Genomic DNA, 23,937 nt, shown 5'->3' on the forward strand with positions numbered 1-23,937 from the left:
TATCCTGTGAATGCGAGTTCGGGCAGGGCAGGCGCCCTGTTCGGATGTCCGGCCGCCGGGGTGTTGGCGCACCCCGGCGGCCTCACATGGGGGTGGTGGGAGCCCAGTCGAGCTCCCCCCTGTCTAGTCGGCCGAGCAGGTCTCTGATCCAGTCCAGCTCGGCCTTCTTGACCGCCTGCTCGTACTCGACCTCGAGCAGGAGCACTTCGGGCAGGCCGCTGTCGACCAGGCCCCGCCGATGGGCGTCCATTCCGGCCAGGATGCCCTCGATTGCGGCGGCGCGGCGGCGCAGCGCGCCCTGGGCGTCGGACATCGGCAGGCAGCCCATGAGCGAGACGGCCGCGACGAACACGCGGCGGTCGGGGTCGGGACGCTCCAGCAGCTGCCGCAGCCGCGTGGTCAGCTCTTCGCGGCCGTCCTCGGTGATCTCGTAGACCGTGCGTTCCGGCCTGCGGCCCTCGCGGTCGGTCTTGATGGGCACGATCAGCTCGTTGCCGGCCAGGCGCTCGATCGCGTGGTAGAGGCTGCGGGGCAGGCCGGTGATGTAGTCCTTGTGCGTGTCGACGATGAATCGGTGCAGCTCGTAGGGGTGGGCGGCGCGCACCGTGAGCAGGGCCAGCACGGTCAGGCCGACCAGATCGTGGCGTCGCGCCATGATGCCTCCTCCCATATTGCAAAATGCATTATATCGCCATGAGCCCTCAGGCGTCGAGCTGGGTGAAGGCGCGGGAGATGGCCTGCCTGGCCACGTCCTCGGGGTAGGGGAACTGCTTGATCAGGTCGCGCAGCCCCTCCACGTGCGCCCGCTTGGCCAGCTCGGCCACCAGCGCCAGCTCCGCCTGCTGCGCCTGCGCGAACGCCCGGTCCACCACCGCGCCGTGCCCGGGCACGATCACCGGCTCAGGCATCTCCGCCAGCATCGCGGCCACGGTGGCCGGCCAGTCCAGCGGGTACGAGTCACTGAACGCGGGCGGCGCCCCCTCCTCGATCAGATCGCCCGCGAACACCACGCCGGCGTCGGGCACGTGGACCACGACGTCATTGCTGCTGTGCCCGAGCCCGAAATGCCGCAGGTGCACGATCCGGCCGCCGATGTCCAGGCTCGCCGCGGCCGTGAACGTGTGGTCCGGCGGCACGATCGTGACCTCCTCCAGCTCCTCCCGCCGGTCCGGCAGCTGCCCCATGACGTCGGCGCGGTGCTGCTCGCCGTACCGCTCGATCTCCTCGGCGCACCTCGCGTGACCCCAGATCTCGGCGGGCCGGAAGAGCGCGTTGCCGAAGTAGTGGTCGAAGTGGGAGTGGCTGTTGACGACCGTCCACGGGCCCGGGGTGATCCGCCTGACGGCCTCGATGAGGTCGGCCGCCTCCCGGTGCGAGGTACGCGTGTCGATCACCAGGCAATGCCCGTCGTCGCCCACGACCAGTCCCGCGTTCATGTCGAAAGACCGGTGACGCCGGACGTAGACCCGGTCGCCGATCTCCTGCCACTGCTCATTCATGCCAATGAACCCTACTTTTCTGATCAGCACATGGCATATGACGCCTCGGGTGCTGAGATCACTCCTGGCGGAGGTACGCCAGCACGGCCAGCACCCGCCGGTGCCCGTCAGCGGCCGGCGGGAGGTCGAGCTTGGCGAAGATGTTCGCGATGTGCTTGGCCACGGCGGCCTCGGTGACGACCAGTTCCTTGGCGATCGAGGCGTTCGAGCGGCCCTCCGCGATCAGGCCGAGCACCTCCTGCTCGCGCGGCGTGAGCCGGCTCAGGGGGTCGCGCCGCCCGCGGAGGAGCTGCCGCACCACTTCCGGGTCCACTACCGTGCCGCCCGCGGCCACCCGGTCGAGCGCGTCCACGAACTCGCGCACGTCGCCGATGCGGTCCTTCAGCAGGTAGCCGACGCCCGCCCCGGCGCCGGAGTCGAGCAGCTCGGCCGCGTACGTCTGCTCGACGTACTGGCTGAGCACCAGCACGGCCAGCTCCGGATGCCGGGCGCGCAGCTCCAGCGCCGCCCGCAGCCCCTCGTCGGTGAAGCGGGGCGGCATCCGCACGTCGGTCACCACGGCGTCGGGCCGGTGCTCGGCGACGGCGGCGAGCAGCCCCGGCGCGTCGCCGACCGAGGCGACCACGGTGTGGCCGAAGCGTTCGAGCAGCCCGGCCAACCCCTCCCTGAGCAGGACGGCGTCTTCGGCGATCACTACGCGCACGGGATCTCCACTCTCAGCAGGGTAGGACCGCCGACCGGACTGGACACCGACAACCTTCCCTCCACCACGGCCAGCCGGTCCGCGAGGCCGGTCAAGCCGGTGCCCTTGGCCGGGTCGGCGCCGCCGACGCCGTCGTCGCGGACCTCGACCACCAGGGTGCCACGCTCGACCCGGCCGGTGACGGCGGTGCGGGTGGCCCGGCTGTGCTTGGCGATGTTCGCCAGGGCCTCGCTGACCACGTAGTAGGCGGTGACCTCCACGGGCGCGGGCAGCCGGCCGGGCAGCTCGATGTCGACGTCGACGGGCACGGGGGAGCGGCCGGCCAGGTCGCGGGCCGCGGCCGCGAGCCCCCGGTCGGTGAGGATCGGCGAATGCACTCCGCGGATCAGCTCGCGCAGCTCGGCCAGCGCCTGTTTGGCCTCGTCGTGGGCCAGGCCGATCAGCCGGCCCGCCTCGGTGTCCTCGGGCAGGTCCAGCCTGGCCATGCCGAGGGACATCGACAACGCGACCAGCCGCTGCTGGGCGCCGTCGTGAAGATCCCGCTCGATCCTGCGCCGCTCCATCTCGAACGCGTCCACCAGCCGGGCCCGCGACCGCAGCACCTCGGTCAGCTCCGACGCCTGGGGCGCGAGGACCGCCCTGGTCATGGCTCCCCTGGCGCCGCCCCAGGCGGCCACCGTGTACGCGGCCACCGGCAGCAACACCACGCCCACCACGCTCGCCACGGCGCCGGCCGCCTGCGCCACCGGCTGGACGACGGGAGACAGGATGAGCAGAACGGGGCCGACGACGGTGAGCCCCACCATGAGGAGGTCGATCCACCACATCGCGAGCAGCGTCATGAGCGCCAGCCCGGCCTCCCGCAGGCGCCGGTCCGGCACCTCGGGCAGGGGCACGGCGTCCACGAGCCGCAGCCGCCGCCGCTCGAACCGGGCGACGGGCATCAGGACCAGCGCCAGCGCGACCGGGCCCGTGATCACGCGGAGCGCCTCGGGGACGGCGAGCACGGCCGCTGCGACGATCCCGGTCGCGATGCCCGGGACGACGCTGGCCAGCAGGTACGCCACGCACCGCCAGGGCCAGGCCGACCTGAGGAACGACAGCGGGCGCCGGGCGAGCGCGTCCAGCGCGGTCCTGTTGAGCACCCTGTGACCGTAACAACGGGTGCGCGGGCAGGCAGTAGTGCTGGATTCACCTTTCACCCTGGCGGCGCACGTACGGCATGCCCTTCCATACGCCCGAGCCGTACGGAGGGTTGCCTACGCGGCTATGGTGAGAAACCCCCGCACACAAGGAGCAGACCCCTCTTGGCTCACCGCGCACTGGCCATCGCCCTGCTGCCCGCCATCGAGCTGCGGGTCCTCGCCGTGCTCGGGTTCCCGCCCGCGCTGCTGTTCTACGGTGACTCGTTCGCGTTCCTGCGCGAGGAGCTGACGCCCGGCACGACGAGGCCGTCCGGATACTCCCTGCTGCTGGCGCTGCTGCGGCCCGCCCACAGTCTCACGCTCGTGACGGTCCTGCAGCACCTGCTGGGTCTGGCGCTCGCCATCGGGGTCTACGCCCTGCTCAGGCGACGCGGCCTGCCGGGCTGGGGCGCCACGCTGCTGGTCACCCCGCTGCTGTACGACGAGTTCCTCGTCCTGCTCGAACACATGATCATGGCGGACGCGATCTTCATCGTGCTCGTCACGGCCGCCGTCGCGCTCATCGTGTGGCGCGTCACCCCGGCCACGGCCGCCGTGGGCGGGGCGCTGCTCGGCCTGGCCGGCATCACGCGGACGATCGGCCTGCCGCTGCTGCTGCTCACGGCCGCCTACCTGCTGATCAGGCGGTACGGCTGGCGCCCCCTCGTGGCGTTGGTGGTGGCCGGGGCGATCCCGCTGGGCGCGTACGCGACCTGGGCCAAGGTGGAGAAGGGCAAGTTCGCGCTGACCGAGGCCGACGGGAACTTCCTGTGGTCCAGGACCATGAGCTTCGCCGACTGCGACGTGATCAAGCCACCGGAGCGCCTGGCCGTGCTCTGCCCGCAGATGCCCGTCGAGCAGCGGCCCTACCCGCCGTACTGGCTGTGGGAGAGCTTCTCGCCGCTGCTCAAGGTGCCGGGGACGGCCAATCGCAACCAGTTGGCCGGGGAGTTCGCCAGGGCGGCCATCCTCGCCCAGCCCGGCGGCTACCTGGGAGCGGTCGCGACCGACCTCAAGCAGCTGCTGCGTTGGGAGCGCACGGCCGTGGACGAGAAGACGCCGTACAAGTTCCCGGCGGCCGAGCGGCCGATCAGCGCGTCGGTGCGGGGCGTCGCGGAGTCGTACGAGGCCGGGCCGGCCGCCACCCGCGTGGTCGAGCCGTTCGCCGGATGGCTGCGTGCCTACCAGCGGTTCGGGTATGTGCCGTTCCCGCTGCTGATGCTGGGTCTGGTGGCCGCGCTGGCGCTGGCCGTGGCGCGACGGCGGTGGGACGCGCTGCTGCCCGCGCTGGCGGCCCTCGCGCTCGTCGTGGCGCCGCCGTTCCTGGCGGCCTTCGACGTGCGGTACGTCATCCCGGCGATCCCGCTCGTCTGCCTGGCGCTGGGGCTGACGCTCGCCCGCGGTGAAGGATCCGGCCCCGGCCGGCGGTCCTCGCGATCCAAGCGGGAAGCGGTGAGCAGCATTGCCACGTGAACGGCAGGCTGCTAGCGTGCGCCTGTAAAGAAATTCTTACACCTGATGGGACGTTATGACGACGGCCGGGCCCACCGGCGACGACCTCGTCGAGATGCTGGCGGCGCTGGCCAACCCGCTGCGGCTGCGCATCGTCGCGAGGCTGGCCGACGGCCGTGACTACGTGAGCCATCTGGCGCGCGAGATCGGGGTGAGCCGCCCGCTCCTCCACATGCACCTGCGCCGGCTCGAAGCCGCCGGCCTGATCGTCGGCACGCTGGAGCTGTCGGAGGACGGCAAGGCCATGAAGTACTACGAAGTCACCGACTTCAGCCTGCACCTGACCGCGTCGGCGCTGGCCGAGGCGGCGAAGACGTTGACCAGGTCGGACCCGCAGAAGGGTCCCGGAGCCGAGGAGCACTCCTGATGACGGATGGGGCAATGTCCTGGCCCGAGGCGATCTTCTACCTCGGCGTGCTGGTTCTGGCCACCTTCCTGATCGCCCTGTTCGTCGTGGGCGCCTTCGACGCGCGGAAGCAGAAGCTCCAGGCCGCTCAGGCGGAGGATCTGCGTCAGCTCGTACGCCGGTTCGAGCAGCTCGCCGAGAACACCCTGGACGCCCAGCAGCGCGTGGCTGCCGACGTGGCCGAGTTACGCTCGCGCGCGGCGTCGATCGAGCAGATCCTGCGCACTGTGGAGTGAGCTCCGGCCCTCCACGCACTGCGGCCTGACTCCGCCGCAGCCGTTGGCGGAAGGCGGAAGTGACGGAACTCCCATCGACCGGTCGCGCGTTCTTCCGGCATGACGAGGCCGCAGCTGGCGTGTCCCCTCTGCCAAGGCACCGATTTCCAGCAGGAAGAGGGTCGGCTGGACAGCAGGTGGGGAATCACATCGCATCGGATGACACTGATGATCTGCCGACGATGCCGCTACATCCTGCACTTCTACGACAAGCACTCCATTTTCGACTTCGACTGAGCCCACGCCTCGGTCACGCGGATCCAGAGACAGGTCCTTGGCGGCCCGTAGCCGATCGCTTTCATGCCGGGCGGGGGCGTATTCATGGCCGGGCGGGGGCGTTGCGACTGCGGACCTGCGGCAATCGCATCAGCTCGGGGCCCGCCCACCGCAAGAGGACGATGCTCAGGCCGATGGCGGTCGTGAACAGTCCCGAGCAGGCGGCGACCAAGCCGATGAACCCCTCGCCGTCAGGGTCTCCTATCCCGGCCGGGGACCCGTCCGCCCACGTGGACGTGGCCAAGCCCTGTGTGGTGACGAGGACGCCGAAGACGGTGGTGATCGCGCCCAGCGCGTAGCCCGGCGGGCGGCGCGGCTGCGTCACCGTGAACACGATGCCGGTCAGCAGCCCGATCGGCACGGTCAGGACCTGGACCATGATCGGCAGAGGGCCAGGTATCGGAGGACCGCCACGGGCATCATGATCCTGGACGTGGCGGAGGGTCCGCCACGGCATAATGACGCGCGATGCCGAAATTTCAGGGGCTGTCCGACTATGCGGCGGCGATCGCCCCGATCATCAACGCGGCCCACGTCAACCTGCACGTCGCCGCCCGGCGGGCGGTCACCGAGCTCGCCGAGACGTCAGGCGTCACCCCCGGCTACCTGTCCGACCTGCGGTTCACGTTCCCCCTCCGTCCGGTCACGCGGGCGCAGCTCGCCGCCGTCTACCGCTACCGGGAGGCGGCCGAACGGGAGGACGGCGTCCAGGAGCACCTTCGCGAGGGCACGCTGACCGACGACGGCGCGCTGCGGCTGACCGGCAAGGGCATGGCGTTCATCCACCGCCTCTACGAACTGCACGCCGCGGCGGCCGGGCGCGTCTGGGCCGGCTGCGACCTGCCGGGGCTGGCCGGGCTGGTCGGCAGGGTGCTCGACGGGGCCGAGCGCGTGCCGGGCGGCGCGCTGGAGGCGGTGGCGCCGCCGTACGAGCCGGAATGGGCGACACCCGGGGTGCTGCTGTTCAACCGGCTCGCCGTACTCCGCTACCACCGCGCCGACGCGCACGCCGCCGCCTGGCAGGCGGCGGGCCTGTCCGCGGCCGAGATCGTCGGCCTGACGGACGGGCCCTCGCGCGCCGGGATCGAGGCGGACACCAACGAGCGCGCCGGTGCGGCGTACGCGACACTCTCGGACAACGACCGGGAGACCTTGTACGACGGCCTGCTGAAGCTCGTTTAGAACGGTTACTGGAGCGCCGCCAGCAGGCGGCCCACCTGGGTGCGGTCGTTGACGCCGAGCTTGTCGTAGGCGGCCTGGAGGTGGTTGGCCGCCGTCCGCGTGGACAGCGTCAGCCGGTCGGCGATCTCCCGGTTCGTCAAGCCCGCGGCGGCGAGCCGGACGATCTCCCGCTGCCGCGGCGTCAGCTCCGGCGTGGCCAGCTCGACCAGTGCCGGCGTCGTGACGCCCGGGCAGCGCCTGGCCAGCGCCCACGCCCTGGTCTGTGCGCCCCTGGCCAGCGTGCCGCGCCCGGCGTCCCGGTACGCGGCCGCCTCCTGAGCGGTGGCCTCGGCCGCGTACAGCACCAGGCCGAGCCGCTCGAACTCCCCCGCCACCGCCGCGAGCTCGGCCGGGTGTCCCGTGGCCCGCGCGTGCCTGGCGAACAGCCCGGCCAGCGGCCCGTCCACGTGTTCGGCCAGCGCGGACAGCCGGTCGGCGGCCAGGTCGGGCGAGCCGAGCCGGACCAGGTCGTGCAGAGCGAACATCAGCCCGCCCACCTGCTCGTGCTTCTCGGCGAGGTCGGCCGCCGACACGCACAGGCGCACCGCCTCGTCCAGGTCGCCCTCGGCGGCCGCCACCCAGACCGCCGCCTGCAGCACCGGCTGGCGGGTGAACGGCCAGCGCGCCACCGGCTCCTCCGCCTCCGCGAGCGTCTCACGAGCCTGCTCCACCCGGCCCAGCAGCGCCAGCGCGTGGGCCAGCTCCCCCAGGCACCGGCCCAGGTACGGCGTGCGTACCGGCAACCTGGCGGCGTCGTCGCGGCACCACCTGGCGGCCTCCGCCGCCTCCCCGCGCAACCTGCTGACCAGCGCCCGATAGGTGCCGAACCCGGTCACGGAAAGCTCGCCCGCGGCCAGTCCCATTCCCTCCTCGGCGGTACGCGCGGCCTCCTCCAGCCGCCCCGAGAACGCCTGCGCGGCGCAGCGCGCGTCCAGCAGCGTCGGAAGCGCGTGCGGCGCCTCGTCCCCCCAGCCGGCCACGTCCGCCAGCGCCCGATCGGCCACCGCGATGGCGTACTGGAACCGCCCGGAGTAGGCGGCGATCCACGCGTCCAGGCCGGCCGCGTGCGCCGTGCCCCTCACCGTCGCCGGCCTGCACGCGAGCGCCCGTGCCAGTGACCCGGCGGCTCCGCGCAGCCGCCCGGCCAGGAAGTCGGCCACGCCGCGGTAGATGTGCGCCTCCTGCCGCAAGACCGGGTCGGAGATCGTCTCCGCGGCCACGTCGAGCAATCGGCACGCCTCGGCGTCCGTCCCCGTCCACGCCAGGTTGATCCCCAGGCTGATGGCGTGCTGGGCGCGTTCGCCCTCGGTGACCGCGTCCCGCGCCGCCCGCCGCAGCGCCGCCAGCGCCGAGTCGGCGTCGCCCAGCACCATGAGGATCTCGCCGAGCAGCGCGACCGTGGCGACGCCCGCGCCGGCGTCGATCGCGGCCCTGGCCAGCCGCGCCGCCAGCCGCGGATCCTGCCGGCCCCAGGCCAGCCGCGCGGCCGCGGCGAGCGTGCCGGGGTCTGCGGCCGAGCCGCTGTCCAGCCGCCACACGGCCGCCCGCAGCCGGTCCTCGCGCCGCCGCAGCCCGGTGGACTCCAGCGCCTCGGCCAGCATCCGCCGCAGGCGCCGGGTGCGCAGCGTGCCGCAGCCGGCGCGGACGACCTCGCCATACAGGGGGTGGCCGAGCCGCAGTTGCGCCCGCCGGCCCTCGGCCACGCTCACGACCAGGCCGCGGTCCTCGACCCGCTCCACCGCCTGGGCCGAGGTCAGCGACGCCAGCAGCTCGGCCCCCACCGGCTCACTGAACGCCACCAGCTCCAGCACCTCGCGCTCGTCCGCGTCGAGGTGGCCGATCCGGTCGCTCACCAGCTCGCGCAGGCGCGTGGTCACGGACAGCTCGCCGCGCCAGTGCCACTGCCCGTCCCGCTCGGCCAGGCACCCGGAGGCGCGGCCTGCGTGCACGACCTCGCGCAGGTAGAGCACGTTGCCCCCGCTGACCCTGGCCAGGTGCCGTACGGTCTCGCCGGCCACCTCGCCGCCGAGCGCCCCCGCGAGCACCTGCCCGACCTCTTCCCCGGTCAAGGGCGGCAGCTCGACCCTGGTGATCAGCTCGTCCTTCCACAGCGCGGCCACGGGCTCCGGCTGCGGCTCGCCGCTGCGTACCGTCACCAGCAGCCTCGCCTCGCCGCTCTCGGCGAGGTAGTGCACCAGCGCCGCCGAGGCCGCGTCGAGCCGGTGCGCGTCGTCCACGCTGACCAGCAGCTCACTGGCGCTTTCCGGCTGCCCGGCGGCATGCAGGTGGCGGGCGGCCCAGCGCAGCAGGTTCTCGCCTTCCTCGGGCGGGCCCGTCAGCACGTGCGCGAACGAGCCGAACGGGATCATCGACGCGGTCTCGGTGCCGAGCGCGCGCACCACCGCGTATCCCCTCAGCCCGGCCAGCGCCTGCGCCGCCAGCCTGCTCTTGCCCACTCCTGCCTCACCGGCGATCATCACGCCTGCTCCCGACCGCAGCGCCTCCCGTACGGTCGTGAGCGGCCCCCCTCGCCCGACGAACGGCCATCCGCTCCCCAGCTGCTCGCTCATCGCGCCTCCTCTCGCCGTCATCGTGCGTCAGGGCGGTTCGCGGAAGGTTCAGGCCGGGGCTTGTCCGAGGCCGGCGGCGTCGCGAAGGAGGTCGAGCAGGGCGTCCGTGCCGCTGAACGGCACCGCCTCGCCCCCGACCTCTTCGAGCACCCCGCGGAGCTGGCCGCCCGCTTGCTCGGGCTCGACCAGCCGGACGATCACCGTTCTCATATGGGAAACGATCTCGCCGACCGGTTCAGGTCTGGTTCAGGTGGGGTACGGGGCGGGCTCCACCTCCAGCTCGCGCATGAGCTCCGCGTACATGTGGTAGCGCCTGCGGGCGTCGCCGCGGCGGCCGGCCAGGTCGAGCACCCGCACCAGGCCCAGGTGGGCACGCTCGTCGTAGCGGTCGCGCTCCAGCAGCCGCAGCCAGTAACGCGCGGCCTCGTCGTGGTGGCGCTCGACCGTGCGGGCGGCGGCCAGCTTGGCCGCGGCCTGCACGTACGCAAGCCTGGCCTGCTCGCGCAGCCCCACGGCCCAGTCCGCGTACGGGTCCTCCTCGCAGAACTCACCGCCGTAGGCACTCTCGGCGGCCGCCCACCGCTCCAGCGCCTCAGCGGTGTGGCCGGCCTGGTCGAGCCTGGTGGCCGCGCCCACCATGTCCAGAAATTTCTCGACATCGACATCGACGTGCGACAGATCCAGGCGCAACGCGCCCTCCTCGGAGACCACGATGTCGTCGGGAGGGCGTCGGCGCTCGGGATCCAGCACCGCCCGCAACGTGGAGACCATGACGTTCAGCCGCCTCAACCCGACCGCCTCGTCCTCCTGCTCCGGCCAGAGGATCTCCACCAGGCGCTCCCTGCTGATGCCGCTCCCCCGTCGGCTGACCAGGATCTTCAGCAGGTCGCGGGCCTTGCGCGACTGCCAGGCGGTACGCGAGACGGGCACGCCGCCCAGCAGCACCCGGAACGTTCCCATGGTCTCGACGACCACCCGCGCCGCCCGCTCCGGCGCGGCCCGGCCGATCAGCGCGTCGATCCGGTCGTCGAGCACCCGGCAGCCGATCGCGTGCATGCGCTCCCGGACGCGGGCGGCGGTGTCCCGGCCGGTCGCGGGATCGGACAGCGCGGCCCTGACCAGCTCCGCCCTGGCCTGCCCGACCGGGTCACCGAGCGTCGCCCACTTGCGTACGGCCTCGTCGGCGAGCTTGGGATCTCCGTCGAGCTCCGCGCGCAGCTCCGCGATGGAGGCCTGGGCGGCGTGGTCCCTGCGCCGCACCGCCAGGGGCTCGGTCTCGTCGAGCGTCGCCCTGGCCTGGTCATGCCGCCCGGCGGCCAGCGCCACGCGGGCGCTCACGATGCGGGCCCGCACTCCGGCGATGCCCTCGGCGTACTCGAGCGCCTGCTCCGCGACGCGGGCCGCCTCTTCCGGGTCGTCGTCGCAGAGCAGCTCGGCCAGCCCGTTGAGCGCGTAGGAGACCGACTGCACGTCGCCGGGCGGCGCCTCGGGGATGATCCGCCGGTAGATCGCGACTGCCGCCCGGCGTTCGCCGCGCAACGTGTGGATCTCGGCCAGCCTCAGCAGCCCGAGGGTGACCAGCCGGGACCCCATCACCTCCCACCCCGCCACCGCCGCGGCCGCCTCGGTGGCGGCCTCCTCCAGGCGCCCGAGCCCGATCAGCGCCTGGGCCCGGTTGGCGGCGTTGAGCGCCGCGTACGGGGCGAACGACACCAGGTCCGTCAGCCGGGCCGCGAGGTCCGTCTCGGCCACGGCCTCGGCGCAGGCGCCCTCGTCGAGGTAGCGGGAGGCCCGGTTGGCGTGGATGCGGATGAGCTGGAAGACGTCGCCGGCGCGTTCGGCGTACTCCAGGGCCCGCAGGTAGTGGGCGTCGTTGGCGCGGCGGTCGCCGTCGAGGGCGGCGAGCATGGCCAGCACCGTGTTCGCCATCGCCAGAGCGGCCGGATCGCCCACGCTGACGGCCTGCTCCAGCGCCCGGTCGGCCAGCTCGGCGCAGCCCGCCCGGTCGCCTCTCATCCACAGCACGGAGGCCATGGAGGCGGCGCACATGGCGGCGTCGGCGGGCGGGAAGCCGTGCTCATGGCCCCTGCGGTAGGTGGCGAACGCCGCGTCGTAGTCGCCCCGCAGGTGGTCGATCAGGCCGAGCCGCCTGGCCACGAACGCGTCGAACGCGGGGCCCGCCGCGGCCTGGACGAGCAGGTCGCGGGCGCGATCCCAGTGGCCGCGGCTCTGCTCGGCGACACCCGCCAGCTTGAGCATCGGGGGAGAGCGCCTGGCGGCCTCGGGTAACAGCTCCAGCGCCGCGATCACGTCGCCGCGCTCGGCCAGGCGCAGCCCGTACGTGTCGAGGAGGGAGGCCGTGAGGCCGGTGTGCCCGGTCGCGACGGCGGCGCGCAGGGCGAGCTCGGGCTGGTCGTGCTCGGTGTACCAGCGGGCGGCCACAGCGGCCACGTCGTGGGCCTCGTGCCGGTCGAGCGGAGCGTGCGCGGCCAGCACGTGCGCGCTGGTCAGGGTGAGGCGGTGTCCGTCCTGGCCGGCCTCGAGGAACAGGCCGCGGCTGGTGAGCGACTCCAGCGTGTCGGGCGGCGCGCCCAGCGCCTCGGCCAGGCCGCCGGTCAGCACGGGCAGCACGGTGGCGGCGCGCAGGAGCTCGCGCATGGGCGCGGGCAGGCCCTTGAACGCGTCGAGCGTGAGGCGTTCGAGGGTGGCGGAGGTCGCGGCCAGGCTCTCGGCGGTGCGCGGCCACGTGGCCGGGTCCTCGCGGGCCAGCGCGTCGAGCGCGGCCCGCACGGCGGCGGGCCAGCCGCCGCAGGCCTCGTGGAGCGTGGCGGCCACGGCGGCGCCCGGCTCCCCCAGCCGGTCACGGGCCCAGGCGGCGGTCTCCTCCGGGGTGAGCGCCAGGTCGGTCGCGTCGAAGTCGAGCACCTCGTGGTCCTGGCGCAGCCGCGCGGTCGGGAACGGCAGCGGCTCCCGCGACGCCGTGACCACGTGCAGGTGCCGGGGCGCGGCGCGGACCAGCGTCTCCACGTAGCGCACGGCGCCCGGCGCGCCCGCGATCGCCTCGACGCCGTCGAAGACCAGGGCGAGCGCCCGCCGCAGCCGCCTGGCCAGCGCCTCGGCCAGCGCGCCCGCCAGCATCGCCGCCCTGGACAGCTCGTCGGCGTCAGGACCGAGCGGCGCCTGCGCCGTGGTGACGAGGTCGGCGGGCAGGCCGGGCACCGCCTCCGACAGGGCCGCCGCCACGGCTCCGGCCAGCGTGGGCAGGTCGCGGTCGGCCGGGCCGAGCCGGTGCAGCACCGCGCCGACGGCCTGGCTCCATCCGGCCAGCGCGATGGATTTCCCGTAGCCTGTAGCTGCCACGAGTGTGGTGAGCCTGTGCGTCAGCGCCCCGTCCAGCCGCCGGTCGAGGGCGGGACGGGGTTGCACCCACCCTCGGTCCACCCCAGAATGCTACGCCCGCCCTCGTAGGCGACTCCATAGTTCGCAAAGTGCCACCTCCCGGTAACCAGTGGGTAGGCGCACTATGGTCGTACTTCTTACAGGAGGCACCGTGGAACAGGATCTGCCCGGCGGTGCGAGGCTGATCGTGGGGGTGGACGAGTCCCCGGCCTCGCGCTGGGCGCTGGCCTGGGCCATCGGGGTGGCCAGGCTGCACCGGATGGCCCTGGTCGCCGTGCACGTCAGCCGCGCGCCCGTCCACCCTTTCCCCGAGGCGCTGCCCGTGCAACAGGCCGTCAGGATGGGCGAGGAGGTGCGCTGCGCCGAGGTGATCGGCGCGGCGTTCGACGACGTCGCGGGCGGCGTGCCCGACGATCTCACGACGGCGATGGTGGGCAGGGTCGGCGATCCCGGCTATCACCTCGTCGATCTGGCCAGGGAGGGCGATCTGCTGGTGCTCGGCCGGGGCCGGCGCGGGCTGCTCAGCAGGATCTTCCTGCCGTCGACCAGCATGTACTGCGCCCGGCACGCGCGCACCACCGTCGTGATCGTGCAGCAGCCCGCCGCGCCCGACGACCCCGAGATGTCAGGGGAGCGAAGCCGTCGGTTCTGGAGCCGCCGACATCCGTAGGGACCGCTTCACCAGGCGCAGGCCCTCGGGGATCCGGTCTTTCGCGATCGCGCCGTAGCCCAGGACGAGGCCGGGCTGCGCCGGGGGCTCGCCGCAGTACGCCTCCAGTCGCTCGATCGCCAGGCCGGGCGCGGGGCGTACGGACACGCCTGGCGCGAAGCGGGCACACAGGTGCAGACCGGCCGTGGACGGGACCGGGCGCAGGCGGTCGTCCCCCGCGAGCATTTCCGCGATCATGGCGTGCCGGGCGGCGTACTCACGGGTCGCCTTCCTGATGTGCCTGGCCAGCAGCCCTTCGTCGATGAAGCGGGCCAGGGCCGCCTGCGTCGGCAACTCGCTGTGCCAGTCAGACAGCTGCCTGGCCGTGCGCAGCGCCGGGGCGAGCGAGGCGGGGGCGACGAGGAAGCCGAGCCTGAGCATGGGGAGCAGGGTCTTCGAGAACGAGCCCACGTAGATGACGCGTCCGGCCCTGTCGAGGCTCTGAAGGGGCTCGAGCGGCCGCTCGCCGAAGCGGAACTCGCTGTCGTAGTCGTCCTCGATCACCACTGCCCGGCGGCGCTCGGCCCAGGCCAGGAGGGCGGCGCGGCGGGCCAGCGACATGGGCGTGCCCAGCGGGAACTGGTGGGACGGGGTGACGTACACGATGCGCGCCGCGCTCGGGATGGCCTGGACGTCGATGCCCTCGGCGTCGACCGGGACGCCGGTCACGCGCGCGCCGAGCGAGCGGAACAGCAGGCGGGCGGGCGGGTAGCCGGGCTCCTCGACGGCCACCACGGCGCCGGGCTCGATCAGTACGCGGCCGATGAGGTCCAGCGCCTGCTGGGCGCCGTTGGTGACCAGCACGTCGCCGGCGCCCGCGTGGACGGACCTGCTGATGCCGATGTGCCGGGAGATGGCCTCGCGCAGCGGCTCGTGGCCGGCCGGGTCGCCGTACGCCGCGGCGCCGGAGCGCAGCTCGCGCGTCACCAGGCGGCGCCAGGTCTCCATCGGGAACAGGCGGGGGTCGGGCATGCCGACGCGGAAGTCGTACGGGGCGGTCGCCACGGGCCTCGGCGTCTCGATCTCCCGCCAGACCGCACGCGGCAGCACGACCCCCTTGGGCGCCGCCCTGCCGCGGACCGGCTCCGCCGACACGAACGTGCCCGCCCCCGCGCGGCCCACCAGGAACCCGTCGGCGACGAGGCGGTCGTAGGCGAGCGCGACCGTGTTCCTGGAGATCTCCAGACGGCTGGCCAGCTCCCTGGTCGGGGGGAGGCGTTCGCCCGATCTGAGCCGGCCGTCGAGTATGGCGTCGAGGAGTTGCCGGTAGACCTGCGCGGCCAGGTCGCCGCGGCCTTCGAGCGTGATGTGGACGTCCATCTTGGCCCAATCAAATTTCCGGAAATTGGAGCTTATAACGGGACAAATGCGGGTTGAAGATGGGGGCATGACAGAGCGAATGGATCTCGGATCGCTGGCCGGTGAGGCGTACAAGGCGATGGCCGGGCTGGACAGGTTCGTCGCCGCCAGCACCCTCCCCAAGCCGCTGCTGGAGCTGGTGCGCCTGCGCGCCAGCCAGATCAACGGATGCGTTTACTGCGTGGACATGCACAGCTCGGACGCCAAGCAGGCCGGGGAGAGCGACGCCCGGCTGCACGCGGTGGCGGTCTGGCGGGAGGCGCCCTTCTTCACCGACCAGGAGCGGGCCGCCCTCGCCTTCACCGACGCGGCCACCCGGCTCTCGACCCACGATGTCACGGACGACGTCTGGGAGCAGGCCGCCGCGCACTTCAGCGAGCCGGAACTGGCCGCGCTCGTCGTGGCCGTGGCCACCATCAACGCCTGGAACCGGATGGGCGTCGCCACCCGGATGACGCCGGAGTCGTACAAGTCATGAACGGCCGGCGCATCCTGGCTCAGGTCGCGAACGGCCGGCGCCGTCCACCGCAGGACGTGACCGGCCGCCGTACGCTGCCGCAGGACGTGACCGGCCGCCGTACGCTGCCGCAGGACGTGACCGGCCGCCGGCTCCTGGCGCAGGCTCAGTTCGTGAACTCCGTCGGAGACGGGGTCTACCTCGTCACCTCCGCGTTCTACTTCGCCAGGATCGTCGGTCTCCCCGCCGCCGAGATCGGCCTCGGCCTCACGCTGGGTTGGGGCGTCGGCTCGGTGGCCGGTGTCCCGCTCGGCCACCTGGCCGACCGGCGCGGCCCGCGCGGCGTCGCCGTGGTGCTGGCCCTGCTGACCGCGGTGGCGGTGGCCTCGTTCATGTTCGTCCGGTCGTTCGCGCCGTTCGTGCTGGTCGCCTGCCTGTACGGGACGGCGCAGACCGGTCTGTCGGCCGCCCGCCAGGCCCTGCTCGCCGGTCTGGTCGAGCCCGCGGAGCGGACCGTCGTGCGGGCGGTGCTGCAGGCCACGCTCAACGGCGGTCTGGCCGTGGGCGCCGCGCTGGGCGGGATCGCCCTGTGGCTGAACACGCCTGCCGCGTACCTGACCTTGTTCGCGCTCGACGCCGTGAGCTTCCTCGTGGCCGCGGCGCTGCTGGCCCGACTGCCTGCCGTACGGCCCGCGCCCGTAGCAGCCGCCGCCTCCGCCGCCACCTCCTCCGCTGCGTCCTCCGCTGCCCGGCCGAAGCTGAGCGTGCTCAGGGACCGTCCCTATGCGGTCGTCACGCTGATCAACGCGGTGATGCTCCTCTACATGCCGCTGCTCAGCGTGGTAGTGCCGCTGTGGATCGCCGAACGTACGTCCGCGCCCTCCTGGGTCGTCTCGGCGTTGCTGCTCATCAACACCGGCGGCGTGCTGCTCTTCCAGGTCCGGATGGCGCGGCGGGTGAAGGGGCTGCGGAGGGCGTCGTCGTCGGTGCGTCAGGCGGGGCTGGTCATGCTCGCGGCCTGCGCGGTGTTCGCGCTCAGTCCGTACGGATGGGTGTTCCTGCTGGTGGCGGCCGGTCTGCTGGTCGTCGGCGAGATGCTTCTGGCGGCGGGGGCCTGGGAGATCAGCTTCGGGCTCGCCCCGGACGACCGGCAGGGCCAGTACCAGGGGTTCTTCGGCAGCGGCGTGGCCGTGGCCAGGATGCTCGGGCCGGTCGCGCTCACCGCGCTCGTGCTCGGTGGCGGGACGCTCGGGTGGCTGGCGGTCGGGGCCATGTTCGTGACAGCCGGCGTCGCCATGGCACCGGCCGTCAGGTGGTCTGTTCGCACGGCGGCTGGGCGACGGCCTCCTTGCTGGTCGGCTTGACCACGCGGCCACCACGAGCCCGGCGCGGCGACCAGGCTCATCCGGCCTTCTCCTCTGCATCGCGTCCGGGGCCGGGCTGTGCGCGTCAGCGGCTGTGATCGTGGGTCGCCGACGGAACGTGCCCATCCGACAGGGTGGCCGGCATCGTGAAGCCGGCCGTACGTACCTTGTCGCCGTGCCGGAAGTCGAGGAACAGCCGATAGTCACCGTTGCTCGGCACCTCGGCGTAGAAGGTGATCTCCGGCCCCGCCTTCTCGCCATCCTCGGGATGCACGTGTAGATAGGCCAGATCGCCGGCCCTGAGCGCCACGAGATGGCCGTACGCGCCGAGGTAGGGCTGCAGGTCGGTCACCGGCTCGCCGCCCTTGTTGACGGTGAGGGTGAGCTTGCTGGACTGGCCGGCGACCACATTACCCGCGAGGTTCACCGTGTAGTCGTCGACCGTGGCCGTACGGCTGACGTGTGGAAGCGGCTCGGGCTGGAAATCACCTGGGGCCTGTAGATCCGCGCCGAGTGTGAGCTTCTCGCCGCCTGTGGGGAAGAAGTCGGCGAAGGCCCGGTACGTACCCGCCTTGGGGAGCGTCAGCTTGACCGACCACACTCCATCAGCGCCCATCTCCGGATGCACGTGCTGGAAGCTCGTCAGGTCACGTGAGACGACGATGAGGTGCATCTTCTTGTCGTGCTCAACCTGGTAATCGGTGACCGGCTTGGCATCGGGCCCCGTGATGGTGAACCGGAAGTCCATCGGCCGGCCGGTCACGGGTGTGGTGAGCGGATTGAGGGTGTACCCGTTCTGCGACACCTGGAGCCCCCCAGGGGTCTGCTCCTGAGTAGTGGCACCGCCGTGCTCGTGTTTCGTGGTGGCGCCCCCGCCCCCACGACCCTCCGCCATCTCTTTCGCCAGCACCACAGCAGGATGGTTCTGGATCTCCGCCGAGCTCTCCGTGGGCCCGACCATGCGCCCCACGCCCAGCGCGCACCCGAAGACCACGACCAGCCCCACGGCGTAGGCGCCGAGCTTGGCAGGCGCGTTCATGAGCGCCCGGCCTCTTCCACCGCGGTGTTCATCACGGTCTCCCTTGACTGACGTGCATGCCCTCGGCCTTCGGGACTCTTCATCAGGTACGGACCCGCACCCCCGTACGGCCGCTTGTTCGCTAAGAGCGTGGCCACACCCACGCCCACCGCACGCCGACCCGCGCACCGACCCACGACATACGGCATGATCGAGTCCGACGCGTCCTGAGACAAGGTCACCACCAGGCAGATCACCACGGAGGGACCCGATACGGGATGACATGTCGTTACTTTGAGTAATTACCAGCAAGTCGATGTGCGAGATGGGACAGGTATGGTGGGGATCCTGAACACTTGCTCTTCGCCCATTCCGCACATCTGGTCCGTGCGGAACACAGGGACCGCAGCCATCCCTTGCTAGGCTGCTTGTCAACCGTTGGGTCTCACCCCGGCAGGTGAGGCCGTCGAAGAAGTGGGGTCACACCGTGAAGAAGCTGCTCGTTCTGGCGCTGATCGCCCTCGGGGGGTTGCTGATCTGGCGTAAGGTGCAGGCCGACCGCGCAGAGCTCGATCTCTGGACCGAGGCGACCGGCAGCGAGAACTAACCGACCGGCGAGGCGATGAGTGACATCGTCCCCATCAAGTTGGTGTGCCTGGATCTAGCGGGCACCACGGTCGGTGACATCGCCATGGTCGAGCGCGCCTTCGCAGAGGCGATCGCGACCCAAGGCATAGTGCCCGGGACCGGAGCGTACGCGCGAGCCATGGTTCACGTGCACCGGTCCCGGGGCTGTCCCAAGATCGACGTCTTCCGCGGGATCTTCCCGGGAAACGAGGCCCAGGCACAAGCGGCGAACCTGACGTTCGAGCGCTCCTTCGAGGGCACTCTGGACCGGGCAGGTCTCGAGCCCATGCCTGGAGTCATGGAGGTCCTCGACAAACTCCGCGGCACCGGCATCAAGCTCGCCTTGATCACCGGCTTCAGCCGCGCCACGCTGAGCCGCATCCTCAGCGTCCTCGGCTGGCACGACAAGATCGACCTCGCCATCTCACCCGAGGACGCCGGCGGCCGCGGCCGCCCCTGGCCGGACATGATCCTGCACGCCGTGCTCCGCCTGGAAGTGGACGACGTCCGCAACGTGGCAGTGGCCGGTGACTCGGAGAGCGACATGCTGTCCGGCCGCCGCGCCGGCGCCTCGATCGTGGCCGGCCTGATGACGGGCGTCCACAGCCGCGAGCGCCTCCTGAAGGGCGGCGCCACCCACATCCTGGACTCGATCATCGACTTCCCGAGTTTGGTGCTGAGCGACGACCTTGGCACGACGCAGGTGGCTTCCTCCGCCCGGTAAGCTATCTTCGTCGAAGGGGCCTTAGCTCAGTTGGCAGAGCGCCTGCTTTGCAAGCAGGAAGTCAGGAGTTCGAATCTCCTAGGCTCCACCAGGCGAAACGCCGCCTCCCAAGATCAGGAAGGCGGCGTTTGTAGCTTCTTTCTGTAGCAGCGGCTTCACTCGAAGAGCTTGTGAATCTTGTCGAGCGCCTCTTGCTTGGCCTCTTTGTCGACATGGGTGTAGATCTCCTGCGTGGTGGTGATCCGAGCATGCCCGAGGATCACTTGAGCATCACGCGGCGGAACGCCGAGGGTCTTGAGAAGTGATCCGACTGTATGGCGGATGTCATGGACCCGAATACGGCGAATCTTGTAGGTCTCACAGAGGCGGTTGTAGGTCCGCACGAGGTTGCTTGGCTCGACAGGACGACCCGTCCGAGTGGTGAAGACGAGATCAGTGTCTGGCCAAGCTTCGCCGCAGAATTCGCGATCTTTCGCCTGTTCCTCCTGACGCTTCTTCAGGGCGGCCCGGACGAGGGCGAGCAACGGAAGGTCTCGTTTGCCCGCCGTTGTCTTCACCGGCCCAATCCGGATCTCTCCCTGAATCCGCTGGATCTGCTGACGGATGCGGATCTCTCCCGAGTCGAAGTCCACATCTGACCAGCGGAGCCCCAGGGCCTCCCCGCGGCGCACGCCGTACAGAACGAGCAGCACGAACGCCGCATAGAGGGGGTCGTCTTTCGCAGCGCCGAGGAAGGACTTAGCCTCAGCCACGGTCCAAGGAACGATCTCCTTGCGCGGGGCCGAGGGAATTTCGACCAGCCGAGCCACATTGCGACTGATCAGTTCTTCCCGCATGGCCCGCGTGAGCGCCGAACTCAGGATGGTTCGGAGGATCTGAGCCAACCTCGCGGACTGCCCGTCTTCGATGCGCTGATTGATGAAGATCTGCACGTCAGCCACCGTGAGCTTGGTGAGCCGCTTCTTGCCCAGGCCCGGCTTGAGGTAGAGGCGGATATTCGACTCGTACAGCGAGTACGTGGCCGGGCGACGCTTGACCTTGATGACGTTCTCTAACCAGTAGGCCAGATACTCCCCGAGCTTCCACGACGTGTCCGGCACGGGGATGCCGCGCCGGGCTTTCTCCTTGGCTTCAAGGAGCTTGTCATTGACCTCATCCCAGCTCCGACCGTAGACCACCTGCCGTTTGCGCTTACCCGAGACGGTGTAGGTGTAGTACGCGCCGACCCAGTAGCCGTCCGCCCGTTGGTAGATCGATCCTTCGCCGTTCGCCCGCCTACGACGTCCCTTGTCCGTCATGACGCGGCCTCCTTTTCCAGGGCATCGACGTACTCCGCCAGCGCCCGTGCCGTGATGAACCTGAACTTGCCGTCCTTGACTGAACGGATCTTGTTGGCGCGCAGCAGCTCATAGAGCGCCGACCGGCTGATACTGAGCACCTGAGCGGCCTCTTTGGGCCGATAGAGCAGCTTGTCCATGTGTCACCTCTTCTCGTGGTTTTCGTCGATCTCCTCTCTGGCTGTCTGGGCGTACTCGCGGGCTTTAGCGGCGGCGGTGAGCGCCAAGAGAGCGTCTGCTTGGGTGCGCCAGCCGGTTCCGGCGTAGCTGAGTAGACCGACAATGAGGGTGGTGTCGGCGTCGTCGAGGGTTTCCGCGGTTCGGTGTTGGCGTCGGCGCCAGGTTTGCCGCGCTGCGCGGAGGACTTTGAAGGTGGTGGAATAGCGGCGGCTTTTGGTGGTGAAGTGGCCTCGGAAGCCGAGCATGTGTGCCCAGCGGCGGAGGGCTTTGAAGTCCTCGTGTGGGTGATCGCCGAGTGTCCAGGCGGCGCGGATGAGTCGTCCGAAGTGAGTGTGAGGTGGCGCGTAGATGTCGAGGTTGTTCTCGGTGATGCGCCGGGAGACCGCGCCCACAGCTTCGGTGCTTTTGGTGGCGTATTTGGCCAGGTACGACGCTACGTGACCGTCTGTGATTTCGCCATCGCCGGAGAGCTGGACGTGCCGGACATCGAGTTGGTCTCCCCAGGTGATGTCCCAGCCGCCCGGCTTGCGAGGGTGGTCGAGAGTGGCGAACCAGGTGTTGTGTATGGCTTGCTGGAGCGCGTCTGTCAGGTCGTCAGCGGTGATCTCAAGTGGTGGTGGGATGATCGCGTTGTCCGGATCATGGCCATCGAGACGGATCAGGGCGTGGAAGTGGACGAGTCCCCGTGCTTGGAATTCGGCGACTTTGGCGTAGCGGACGACGACCTTGACGCCGAGCTGCTTTGCGCGTCGGTCGAGGACGCGCCGGAGGGCAATCATGGTGCGTCGCCACAGTTCGGGAGCGTGGGCGTTCCAGATAACGGCTCCGGCGTAGTCGTAGCAGTCCGGGCACAGTGGCCGGCCAAGGCATCGTTCGTCTTCGCGGTGGATCCTGGCGCAAGAGATTTCGCGTCCGTGGCGGCAGTACTCCCGGTTGCGGCGTGGTCGGCAGGGGATCTGTTTGCCGCTTTTGGCTGTGCGGCGGGTGTGGACCAGGCCGTAGGAGGGTGCGGTGAGGGTGGCGAAGACGGCGGGGTGTTGGCTGACAGTGTTGGGGACACCTTTGCCGCCCGCCAGTCCGGAGCGGATCAGGTGGTAGGCGTCGCGCCGATAGATCTGGGAGCAGGCTGGGCAGACGGCTTCGCGGCGGTTGCCGCAGGAGGTGTAGAGGATGCCGTCGGGGTGGTCGGTGGTTTGGCGGACGTCGAGGAGTTCGCCGGTAGGGGCGACATGGGCAATCTCGCCTTGCAGTCGTACGGGGTGGGTGCAGCCACCGGTGGTCATGGCATCGGATAGCCATTGGTCGTAGTCATCGCGGGCTGCTCGTTGGATCAGGTCGCGCATCAGGGGTGTCTCGGCGTTCGCTCCCAACCCCGGGACCGTCACGGTGCCGGGATTGAGGGTGACCGTCGAGACAGTCACGGGGCTACCTCTCGCGAACGACGCGGAATGACGCCGCATGACGGGCAGCGGCGCGAAGCGCCACCTTGCCGTTTGAGGGAGCGTTCCAGACGTCGATCACCAGCCCAGATGCGGGCCACGGTGAAGCCGATACCGGCAGCTTTGATTACTGCCAAGAGACGAGCGCCTCGTCCGGCGCGGTGTTCGGCCAGGCGGCCGTCTAGGTCGCCGGAGGTCCAGCCCGTGTAGTGCTTGGCATGTTTAAATGGTCGGTCGAAGTGCAGCAGGTAGACGGTTCCGGTGCTCATGAAGCATCACCGCCCCACCGTTGTTGGGCGGCTTGCCGAGTGATGCCGAGAGGTCGGGCGATGTCGGTCCAGGAGTAGCCGCAGGCGCGCAGGCCCGCGACGGCTTGGGCGATGGTGGTGTCGAGTTCTTGGGCTAAGGCGATGGCGTCGGTGAGCGCTTCGATGTCACCAGTGGCGATGCGACGGCCGTAGGCGCGTATGACGCGTCGGACGAAGGCGGCGTAGTCGTCGTTTTCGACGACCCGTCGTGGCCGGTTTGCTGTCAATGTCGGCTTGACGCTGGAATCGCGAAGGAGGCCCGGTGCTCTACCGGGTGCGGAGGGAAGGTGATGGGGTTTCATGCGACCTCACCACCGTCAAGAGCGTGAAGATGACGGCGGCCTCGGAGTTGGGCCGCGTAGTTGGCCAGGTAGATGATCTCCTGGTCTGTGAGGTAGGCGGCTTTGATGCGGCGGGGGATGCCGTCTTCGGCGCGGAGCCAGCCGACGCCGCGTGCTTGCGGGTCGATGGTGGTAGCGGAGTAGCCTCGGTCGGCCCAGCCGTGGCCGAGGATGGTGTCGGAGGAGGCTTCGGTGGAGCAGCGGAAGGCCCACCGGTAGCCGAATAGGTCCCGCATGCTGGTGGGGACGATGTCGGCGGAGGGGCGTTGGGTGGCCTCTACGGGCAGGATGCCAGGGGCGCGGCCTCGGGCGACGATGTCGCGGTTGAGGGCGTTGAATTCCTTCTGGGCAGCGGGTGTGCCGACCGTGGCGGAGAAGTAGCCGATCTCATCGACGATGACCACGTAGGTCGGGAAGTCGAGATCGGGTGTGATCTTGCGTTTGCCGACCGAGAGTAGCCAGTCGGTGCGGTCGTCGATTTCTCGTTGGAGCCATTTGAAGGTGTCGATGGCTTCGTCGATGGAGGGGCCGATGAAGCGTTCGGCGCAGTCGCGCCACATGCCGAGTTCGACTCGTTTGCCGTCGACCAGGATGAGGCGGCAGTCCAGGGACAGGGCCGCGTGCGCGACGATGAGTTGCAGGGCGGCGGACTTACCGGCGCCGGGTTCGCCGCCGATGAGCATGTTGCGTTCGGCCAGGCGGACGTGGACGGAGGCTCCGTTTTCGTCCAAGCCGAGGTGGACAGGATCCCAGATGGAGAGGGAGCCGACCGGTATGGCGGCGGGTTCAGGTGTCATCGTGGGTCACTCCCCACGCGTTGCGGACCTCGGGGGGCTGGGTCTCCAGTTCTTGGAGGCAGCCGCCGCAGAGACCGTCGTCGGGACGGGGGCCGTACATGGCGTCTTGGCAGCGGACGCAGGCCCATTCGTCGAAGAGCATGATGGGTTCTCCGTTTCGGGGTGTGGAAGGGGGAAGCCCTCGCGCCTGTGTGGCACGAGGCGTCGAGGGCTTGCCCGTGTGCGTGGTGAT

The 23,937-nt window shown here is 70.7% G+C and carries 26 protein-coding genes and 1 tRNA gene; 10 read left to right on the plus strand and 17 right to left on the minus strand.

Annotation, left to right across the window (positions count from 1 at the left end):
• Positions 1-82 precede the first annotated feature (82 nt).
• The 4 genes from ID574_RS12060 to ID574_RS12075 are packed head-to-tail and all read right to left on the minus strand — an operon-like array spanning position 83 to position 3,347.
• Entirely contained in the window at positions 83-655 is a 573-nt protein-coding gene (locus ID574_RS12060; RefSeq protein ID WP_188188884.1) for a PadR family transcriptional regulator, read from the minus strand.
• A 46-nt stretch (positions 656-701) separates the two neighbouring features.
• Complete coding sequence (locus ID574_RS12065) at positions 702-1,499, minus strand: MBL fold metallo-hydrolase (RefSeq protein ID WP_188188885.1); 798 nt, start codon at positions 1,497-1,499, stop codon at positions 702-704.
• A gap of 58 nt (positions 1,500-1,557) precedes the next feature.
• A complete protein-coding gene (locus tag ID574_RS12070) occupies positions 1,558-2,202 on the minus strand; it encodes a response regulator (RefSeq protein ID WP_188188886.1) in 645 nt (214 codons plus the stop codon).
• Complete coding sequence (locus tag ID574_RS12075; RefSeq protein WP_188188887.1) at positions 2,193-3,347, minus strand: sensor histidine kinase; 1,155 nt, start codon at positions 3,345-3,347, stop codon at positions 2,193-2,195. Before ID574_RS12075 ends, ID574_RS12070 begins: the two co-directional genes overlap by 10 nt.
• A gap of 162 nt (positions 3,348-3,509) precedes the next feature.
• On the opposite strand from ID574_RS12075, the gene ID574_RS12080 reads away from it, so the two are divergent.
• The 3 genes from ID574_RS12080 to ID574_RS12090 are packed head-to-tail and all read left to right on the plus strand — an operon-like array spanning position 3,510 to position 5,540.
• Entirely contained in the window at positions 3,510-4,859 is a 1,350-nt protein-coding gene (locus ID574_RS12080; RefSeq protein WP_188188888.1) for a hypothetical protein, read from the plus strand.
• 55 nt (positions 4,860-4,914) lie between these two features.
• The gene (locus ID574_RS12085) at positions 4,915-5,265 is read left to right on the plus strand and encodes an ArsR/SmtB family transcription factor (RefSeq protein WP_188188889.1); all 351 of its coding nucleotides are present in this window, start codon (positions 4,915-4,917) and stop codon (positions 5,263-5,265) included.
• The gene (locus ID574_RS12090; protein ID WP_223166615.1) at positions 5,265-5,540 is read left to right on the plus strand and encodes a hypothetical protein; all 276 of its coding nucleotides are present in this window, start codon (positions 5,265-5,267) and stop codon (positions 5,538-5,540) included. Before ID574_RS12085 ends, ID574_RS12090 begins: the two co-directional genes overlap by 1 nt.
• 358 nt (positions 5,541-5,898) lie before the next feature.
• Here the strand turns inward: ID574_RS12090 and ID574_RS12095 are convergent, their stop codons facing one another.
• A complete protein-coding gene (locus ID574_RS12095) occupies positions 5,899-6,234 on the minus strand; it encodes a hypothetical protein (protein WP_188188890.1) in 336 nt (111 codons plus the stop codon).
• A gap of 89 nt (positions 6,235-6,323) precedes the next feature.
• On the opposite strand from ID574_RS12095, the gene ID574_RS12100 reads away from it, so the two are divergent.
• Positions 6,324-7,037, plus strand: a complete 714-nt coding sequence (locus ID574_RS12100) for a hypothetical protein (protein WP_188188891.1) — start codon at positions 6,324-6,326, stop codon at positions 7,035-7,037.
• Between the two features lie 5 nt (positions 7,038-7,042).
• On the opposite strand, the gene ID574_RS12105 is transcribed toward ID574_RS12100, so the two are convergent.
• From ID574_RS12105 to ID574_RS12115, 3 genes are read right to left on the minus strand one after another with little or no spacing between them, the layout of a single operon-like run.
• Positions 7,043-9,646 carry a LuxR C-terminal-related transcriptional regulator gene (locus ID574_RS12105; RefSeq protein ID WP_188188892.1) on the minus strand — a complete coding sequence of 868 codons (2,604 nt, stop codon included), beginning with the start codon at positions 9,644-9,646 and terminating at the stop codon, positions 7,043-7,045.
• Positions 9,647-9,694: 48 nt separating this feature from the next.
• Positions 9,695-9,856, minus strand: a complete 162-nt coding sequence (locus tag ID574_RS12110; protein WP_188188893.1) for a hypothetical protein — start codon at positions 9,854-9,856, stop codon at positions 9,695-9,697.
• A gap of 36 nt (positions 9,857-9,892) precedes the next feature.
• A complete protein-coding gene (locus ID574_RS12115; protein ID WP_188188894.1) occupies positions 9,893-13,087 on the minus strand; it encodes an AfsR/SARP family transcriptional regulator in 3,195 nt (1,064 codons plus the stop codon).
• A 109-nt stretch (positions 13,088-13,196) separates the two neighbouring features.
• On the opposite strand from ID574_RS12115, the gene ID574_RS12120 reads away from it, so the two are divergent.
• Positions 13,197-13,715, plus strand: a complete 519-nt coding sequence (locus ID574_RS12120; protein WP_223166616.1) for a universal stress protein — start codon at positions 13,197-13,199, stop codon at positions 13,713-13,715.
• On the opposite strand, the gene pdxR is transcribed toward ID574_RS12120, so the two are convergent.
• Entirely contained in the window at positions 13,671-15,074 is a 1,404-nt protein-coding gene (gene pdxR / locus ID574_RS12125) for a MocR-like pyridoxine biosynthesis transcription factor PdxR (protein WP_188188896.1), read from the minus strand. The genes ID574_RS12120 and pdxR overlap by 45 nt on opposite strands.
• A gap of 67 nt (positions 15,075-15,141) precedes the next feature.
• Between pdxR and ID574_RS12130 the strand changes: the two genes are divergently transcribed.
• Both ID574_RS12130 and ID574_RS12135 read left to right on the plus strand, forming a co-directional pair.
• Positions 15,142-15,591 (plus strand): carboxymuconolactone decarboxylase family protein, encoded by a 450-nt coding sequence (locus tag ID574_RS12130; protein ID WP_188188897.1) that lies wholly within the window; start codon positions 15,142-15,144, stop codon positions 15,589-15,591.
• Positions 15,588-16,934: an MFS transporter gene (locus ID574_RS12135; RefSeq protein WP_188188898.1), complete on the plus strand. Its 1,347-nt coding sequence runs from the start codon at positions 15,588-15,590 to the stop codon at positions 16,932-16,934. Before ID574_RS12130 ends, ID574_RS12135 begins: the two co-directional genes overlap by 4 nt.
• 85 nt (positions 16,935-17,019) lie before the next feature.
• Here the strand turns inward: ID574_RS12135 and ID574_RS12140 are convergent, their stop codons facing one another.
• Entirely contained in the window at positions 17,020-17,973 is a 954-nt protein-coding gene (locus ID574_RS12140; RefSeq protein WP_188188899.1) for a hypothetical protein, read from the minus strand.
• A gap of 466 nt (positions 17,974-18,439) precedes the next feature.
• Between ID574_RS12140 and ID574_RS59620 the strand changes: the two genes are divergently transcribed.
• The 3 genes from ID574_RS59620 to ID574_RS12150 all read left to right on the plus strand — a co-directional run bounded on the left by ID574_RS59620 (position 18,440) and on the right by ID574_RS12150 (position 19,394).
• The gene (locus ID574_RS59620; protein ID WP_020542320.1) at positions 18,440-18,559 is read left to right on the plus strand and encodes a DLW-39 family protein; all 120 of its coding nucleotides are present in this window, start codon (positions 18,440-18,442) and stop codon (positions 18,557-18,559) included.
• Between the two features lie 15 nt (positions 18,560-18,574).
• The gene (locus ID574_RS12145; protein WP_188188900.1) at positions 18,575-19,303 is read left to right on the plus strand and encodes an HAD family hydrolase; all 729 of its coding nucleotides are present in this window, start codon (positions 18,575-18,577) and stop codon (positions 19,301-19,303) included.
• Between the two features lie 15 nt (positions 19,304-19,318).
• Positions 19,319-19,394, plus strand: a tRNA-Ala gene (locus ID574_RS12150).
• A gap of 64 nt (positions 19,395-19,458) precedes the next feature.
• On the opposite strand, the gene ID574_RS12155 is transcribed toward ID574_RS12150, so the two are convergent.
• The 7 genes from ID574_RS12155 to ID574_RS12185 all read right to left on the minus strand — a co-directional run bounded on the left by ID574_RS12155 (position 19,459) and on the right by ID574_RS12185 (position 23,847).
• Positions 19,459-20,601 (minus strand): tyrosine-type recombinase/integrase, encoded by a 1,143-nt coding sequence (locus tag ID574_RS12155; RefSeq protein ID WP_188188901.1) that lies wholly within the window; start codon positions 20,599-20,601, stop codon positions 19,459-19,461.
• The gene (locus ID574_RS12160) at positions 20,598-20,780 is read right to left on the minus strand and encodes a helix-turn-helix domain-containing protein (protein ID WP_188188902.1); all 183 of its coding nucleotides are present in this window, start codon (positions 20,778-20,780) and stop codon (positions 20,598-20,600) included. Before ID574_RS12160 ends, ID574_RS12155 begins: the two co-directional genes overlap by 4 nt.
• A 3-nt stretch (positions 20,781-20,783) precedes the next feature.
• Entirely contained in the window at positions 20,784-22,241 is a 1,458-nt protein-coding gene (locus ID574_RS12165; RefSeq protein WP_188188903.1) for a replication initiator, read from the minus strand.
• A complete protein-coding gene (locus ID574_RS12170; RefSeq protein WP_188188904.1) occupies positions 22,238-22,528 on the minus strand; it encodes a GIY-YIG nuclease family protein in 291 nt (96 codons plus the stop codon). The genes ID574_RS12165 and ID574_RS12170 overlap by 4 nt, the downstream gene beginning before the upstream one ends.
• The gene (locus ID574_RS12175; protein WP_188188905.1) at positions 22,525-22,869 is read right to left on the minus strand and encodes a hypothetical protein; all 345 of its coding nucleotides are present in this window, start codon (positions 22,867-22,869) and stop codon (positions 22,525-22,527) included. The genes ID574_RS12170 and ID574_RS12175 overlap by 4 nt, the downstream gene beginning before the upstream one ends.
• On the minus strand, positions 22,866-23,591 hold the full coding sequence (locus ID574_RS12180) for an FtsK/SpoIIIE domain-containing protein (RefSeq protein WP_262495977.1): 726 nt from the start codon (positions 23,589-23,591) through the stop codon (positions 22,866-22,868). Before ID574_RS12180 ends, ID574_RS12175 begins: the two co-directional genes overlap by 4 nt.
• Before the next feature lie 103 nt (positions 23,592-23,694).
• A complete protein-coding gene (locus ID574_RS12185) occupies positions 23,695-23,847 on the minus strand; it encodes a hypothetical protein (RefSeq protein WP_188188907.1) in 153 nt (50 codons plus the stop codon).
• Between the last annotated feature and the right edge of the window lie 90 nt (positions 23,848-23,937).

Source organism: Nonomuraea sp. SYSU D8015, assembly GCF_008065375.1.
Lineage (GTDB): Bacteria > Actinomycetota > Actinomycetes > Streptosporangiales > Streptosporangiaceae > Nonomuraea.

What these genes read in the sequence shown, in the direction of transcription:
- ID574_RS12060 (WP_188188884.1), bottom strand. Translation starts at nt 655, where the DNA reads ATGGCGCGACGCCACGATCTGGTCGGCCTGACCGTGCTGGCCCTGCTC.
- ID574_RS12065 (WP_188188885.1), bottom strand. Translation starts at nt 1,499, where the DNA reads ATGAATGAGCAGTGGCAGGAGATCGGCGACCGGGTCTACGTCCGGCGT.
- ID574_RS12085 (WP_188188889.1), top strand. Translation starts at nt 4,915, where the DNA reads ATGACGACGGCCGGGCCCACCGGCGACGACCTCGTCGAGATGCTGGCG.
- ID574_RS12090 (WP_223166615.1), top strand. Translation starts at nt 5,265, where the DNA reads ATGACGGATGGGGCAATGTCCTGGCCCGAGGCGATCTTCTACCTCGGC.
- ID574_RS12095 (WP_188188890.1), bottom strand. Translation starts at nt 6,234, where the DNA reads ATGGTCCAGGTCCTGACCGTGCCGATCGGGCTGCTGACCGGCATCGTG.
- ID574_RS12100 (WP_188188891.1), top strand. Translation starts at nt 6,324, where the DNA reads ATGCCGAAATTTCAGGGGCTGTCCGACTATGCGGCGGCGATCGCCCCG.
- ID574_RS12105 (WP_188188892.1), bottom strand. Translation starts at nt 9,646, where the DNA reads ATGAGCGAGCAGCTGGGGAGCGGATGGCCGTTCGTCGGGCGAGGGGGG.
- ID574_RS12110 (WP_188188893.1), bottom strand. Translation starts at nt 9,856, where the DNA reads ATGAGAACGGTGATCGTCCGGCTGGTCGAGCCCGAGCAAGCGGGCGGC.
- pdxR (WP_188188896.1), bottom strand. Translation starts at nt 15,074, where the DNA reads ATGGACGTCCACATCACGCTCGAAGGCCGCGGCGACCTGGCCGCGCAG.
- ID574_RS12130 (WP_188188897.1), top strand. Translation starts at nt 15,142, where the DNA reads ATGACAGAGCGAATGGATCTCGGATCGCTGGCCGGTGAGGCGTACAAG.
- ID574_RS12135 (WP_188188898.1), top strand. Translation starts at nt 15,588, where the DNA reads ATGAACGGCCGGCGCATCCTGGCTCAGGTCGCGAACGGCCGGCGCCGT.
- ID574_RS12140 (WP_188188899.1), bottom strand. Translation starts at nt 17,973, where the DNA reads ATGAACGCGCCTGCCAAGCTCGGCGCCTACGCCGTGGGGCTGGTCGTG.
- ID574_RS12145 (WP_188188900.1), top strand. Translation starts at nt 18,575, where the DNA reads ATGAGTGACATCGTCCCCATCAAGTTGGTGTGCCTGGATCTAGCGGGC.
- ID574_RS12155 (WP_188188901.1), bottom strand. Translation starts at nt 20,601, where the DNA reads ATGACGGACAAGGGACGTCGTAGGCGGGCGAACGGCGAAGGATCGATC.
- ID574_RS12160 (WP_188188902.1), bottom strand. Translation starts at nt 20,780, where the DNA reads ATGGACAAGCTGCTCTATCGGCCCAAAGAGGCCGCTCAGGTGCTCAGT.
- ID574_RS12170 (WP_188188904.1), bottom strand. Translation starts at nt 22,528, where the DNA reads ATGAGCACCGGAACCGTCTACCTGCTGCACTTCGACCGACCATTTAAA.
- ID574_RS12175 (WP_188188905.1), bottom strand. Translation starts at nt 22,869, where the DNA reads ATGAAACCCCATCACCTTCCCTCCGCACCCGGTAGAGCACCGGGCCTC.
- ID574_RS12180 (WP_262495977.1), bottom strand. Translation starts at nt 23,591, where the DNA reads ATGCTCATCGGCGGCGAACCCGGCGCCGGTAAGTCCGCCGCCCTGCAA.
- ID574_RS12185 (WP_188188907.1), bottom strand. Translation starts at nt 23,847, where the DNA reads ATGCTCTTCGACGAATGGGCCTGCGTCCGCTGCCAAGACGCCATGTAC.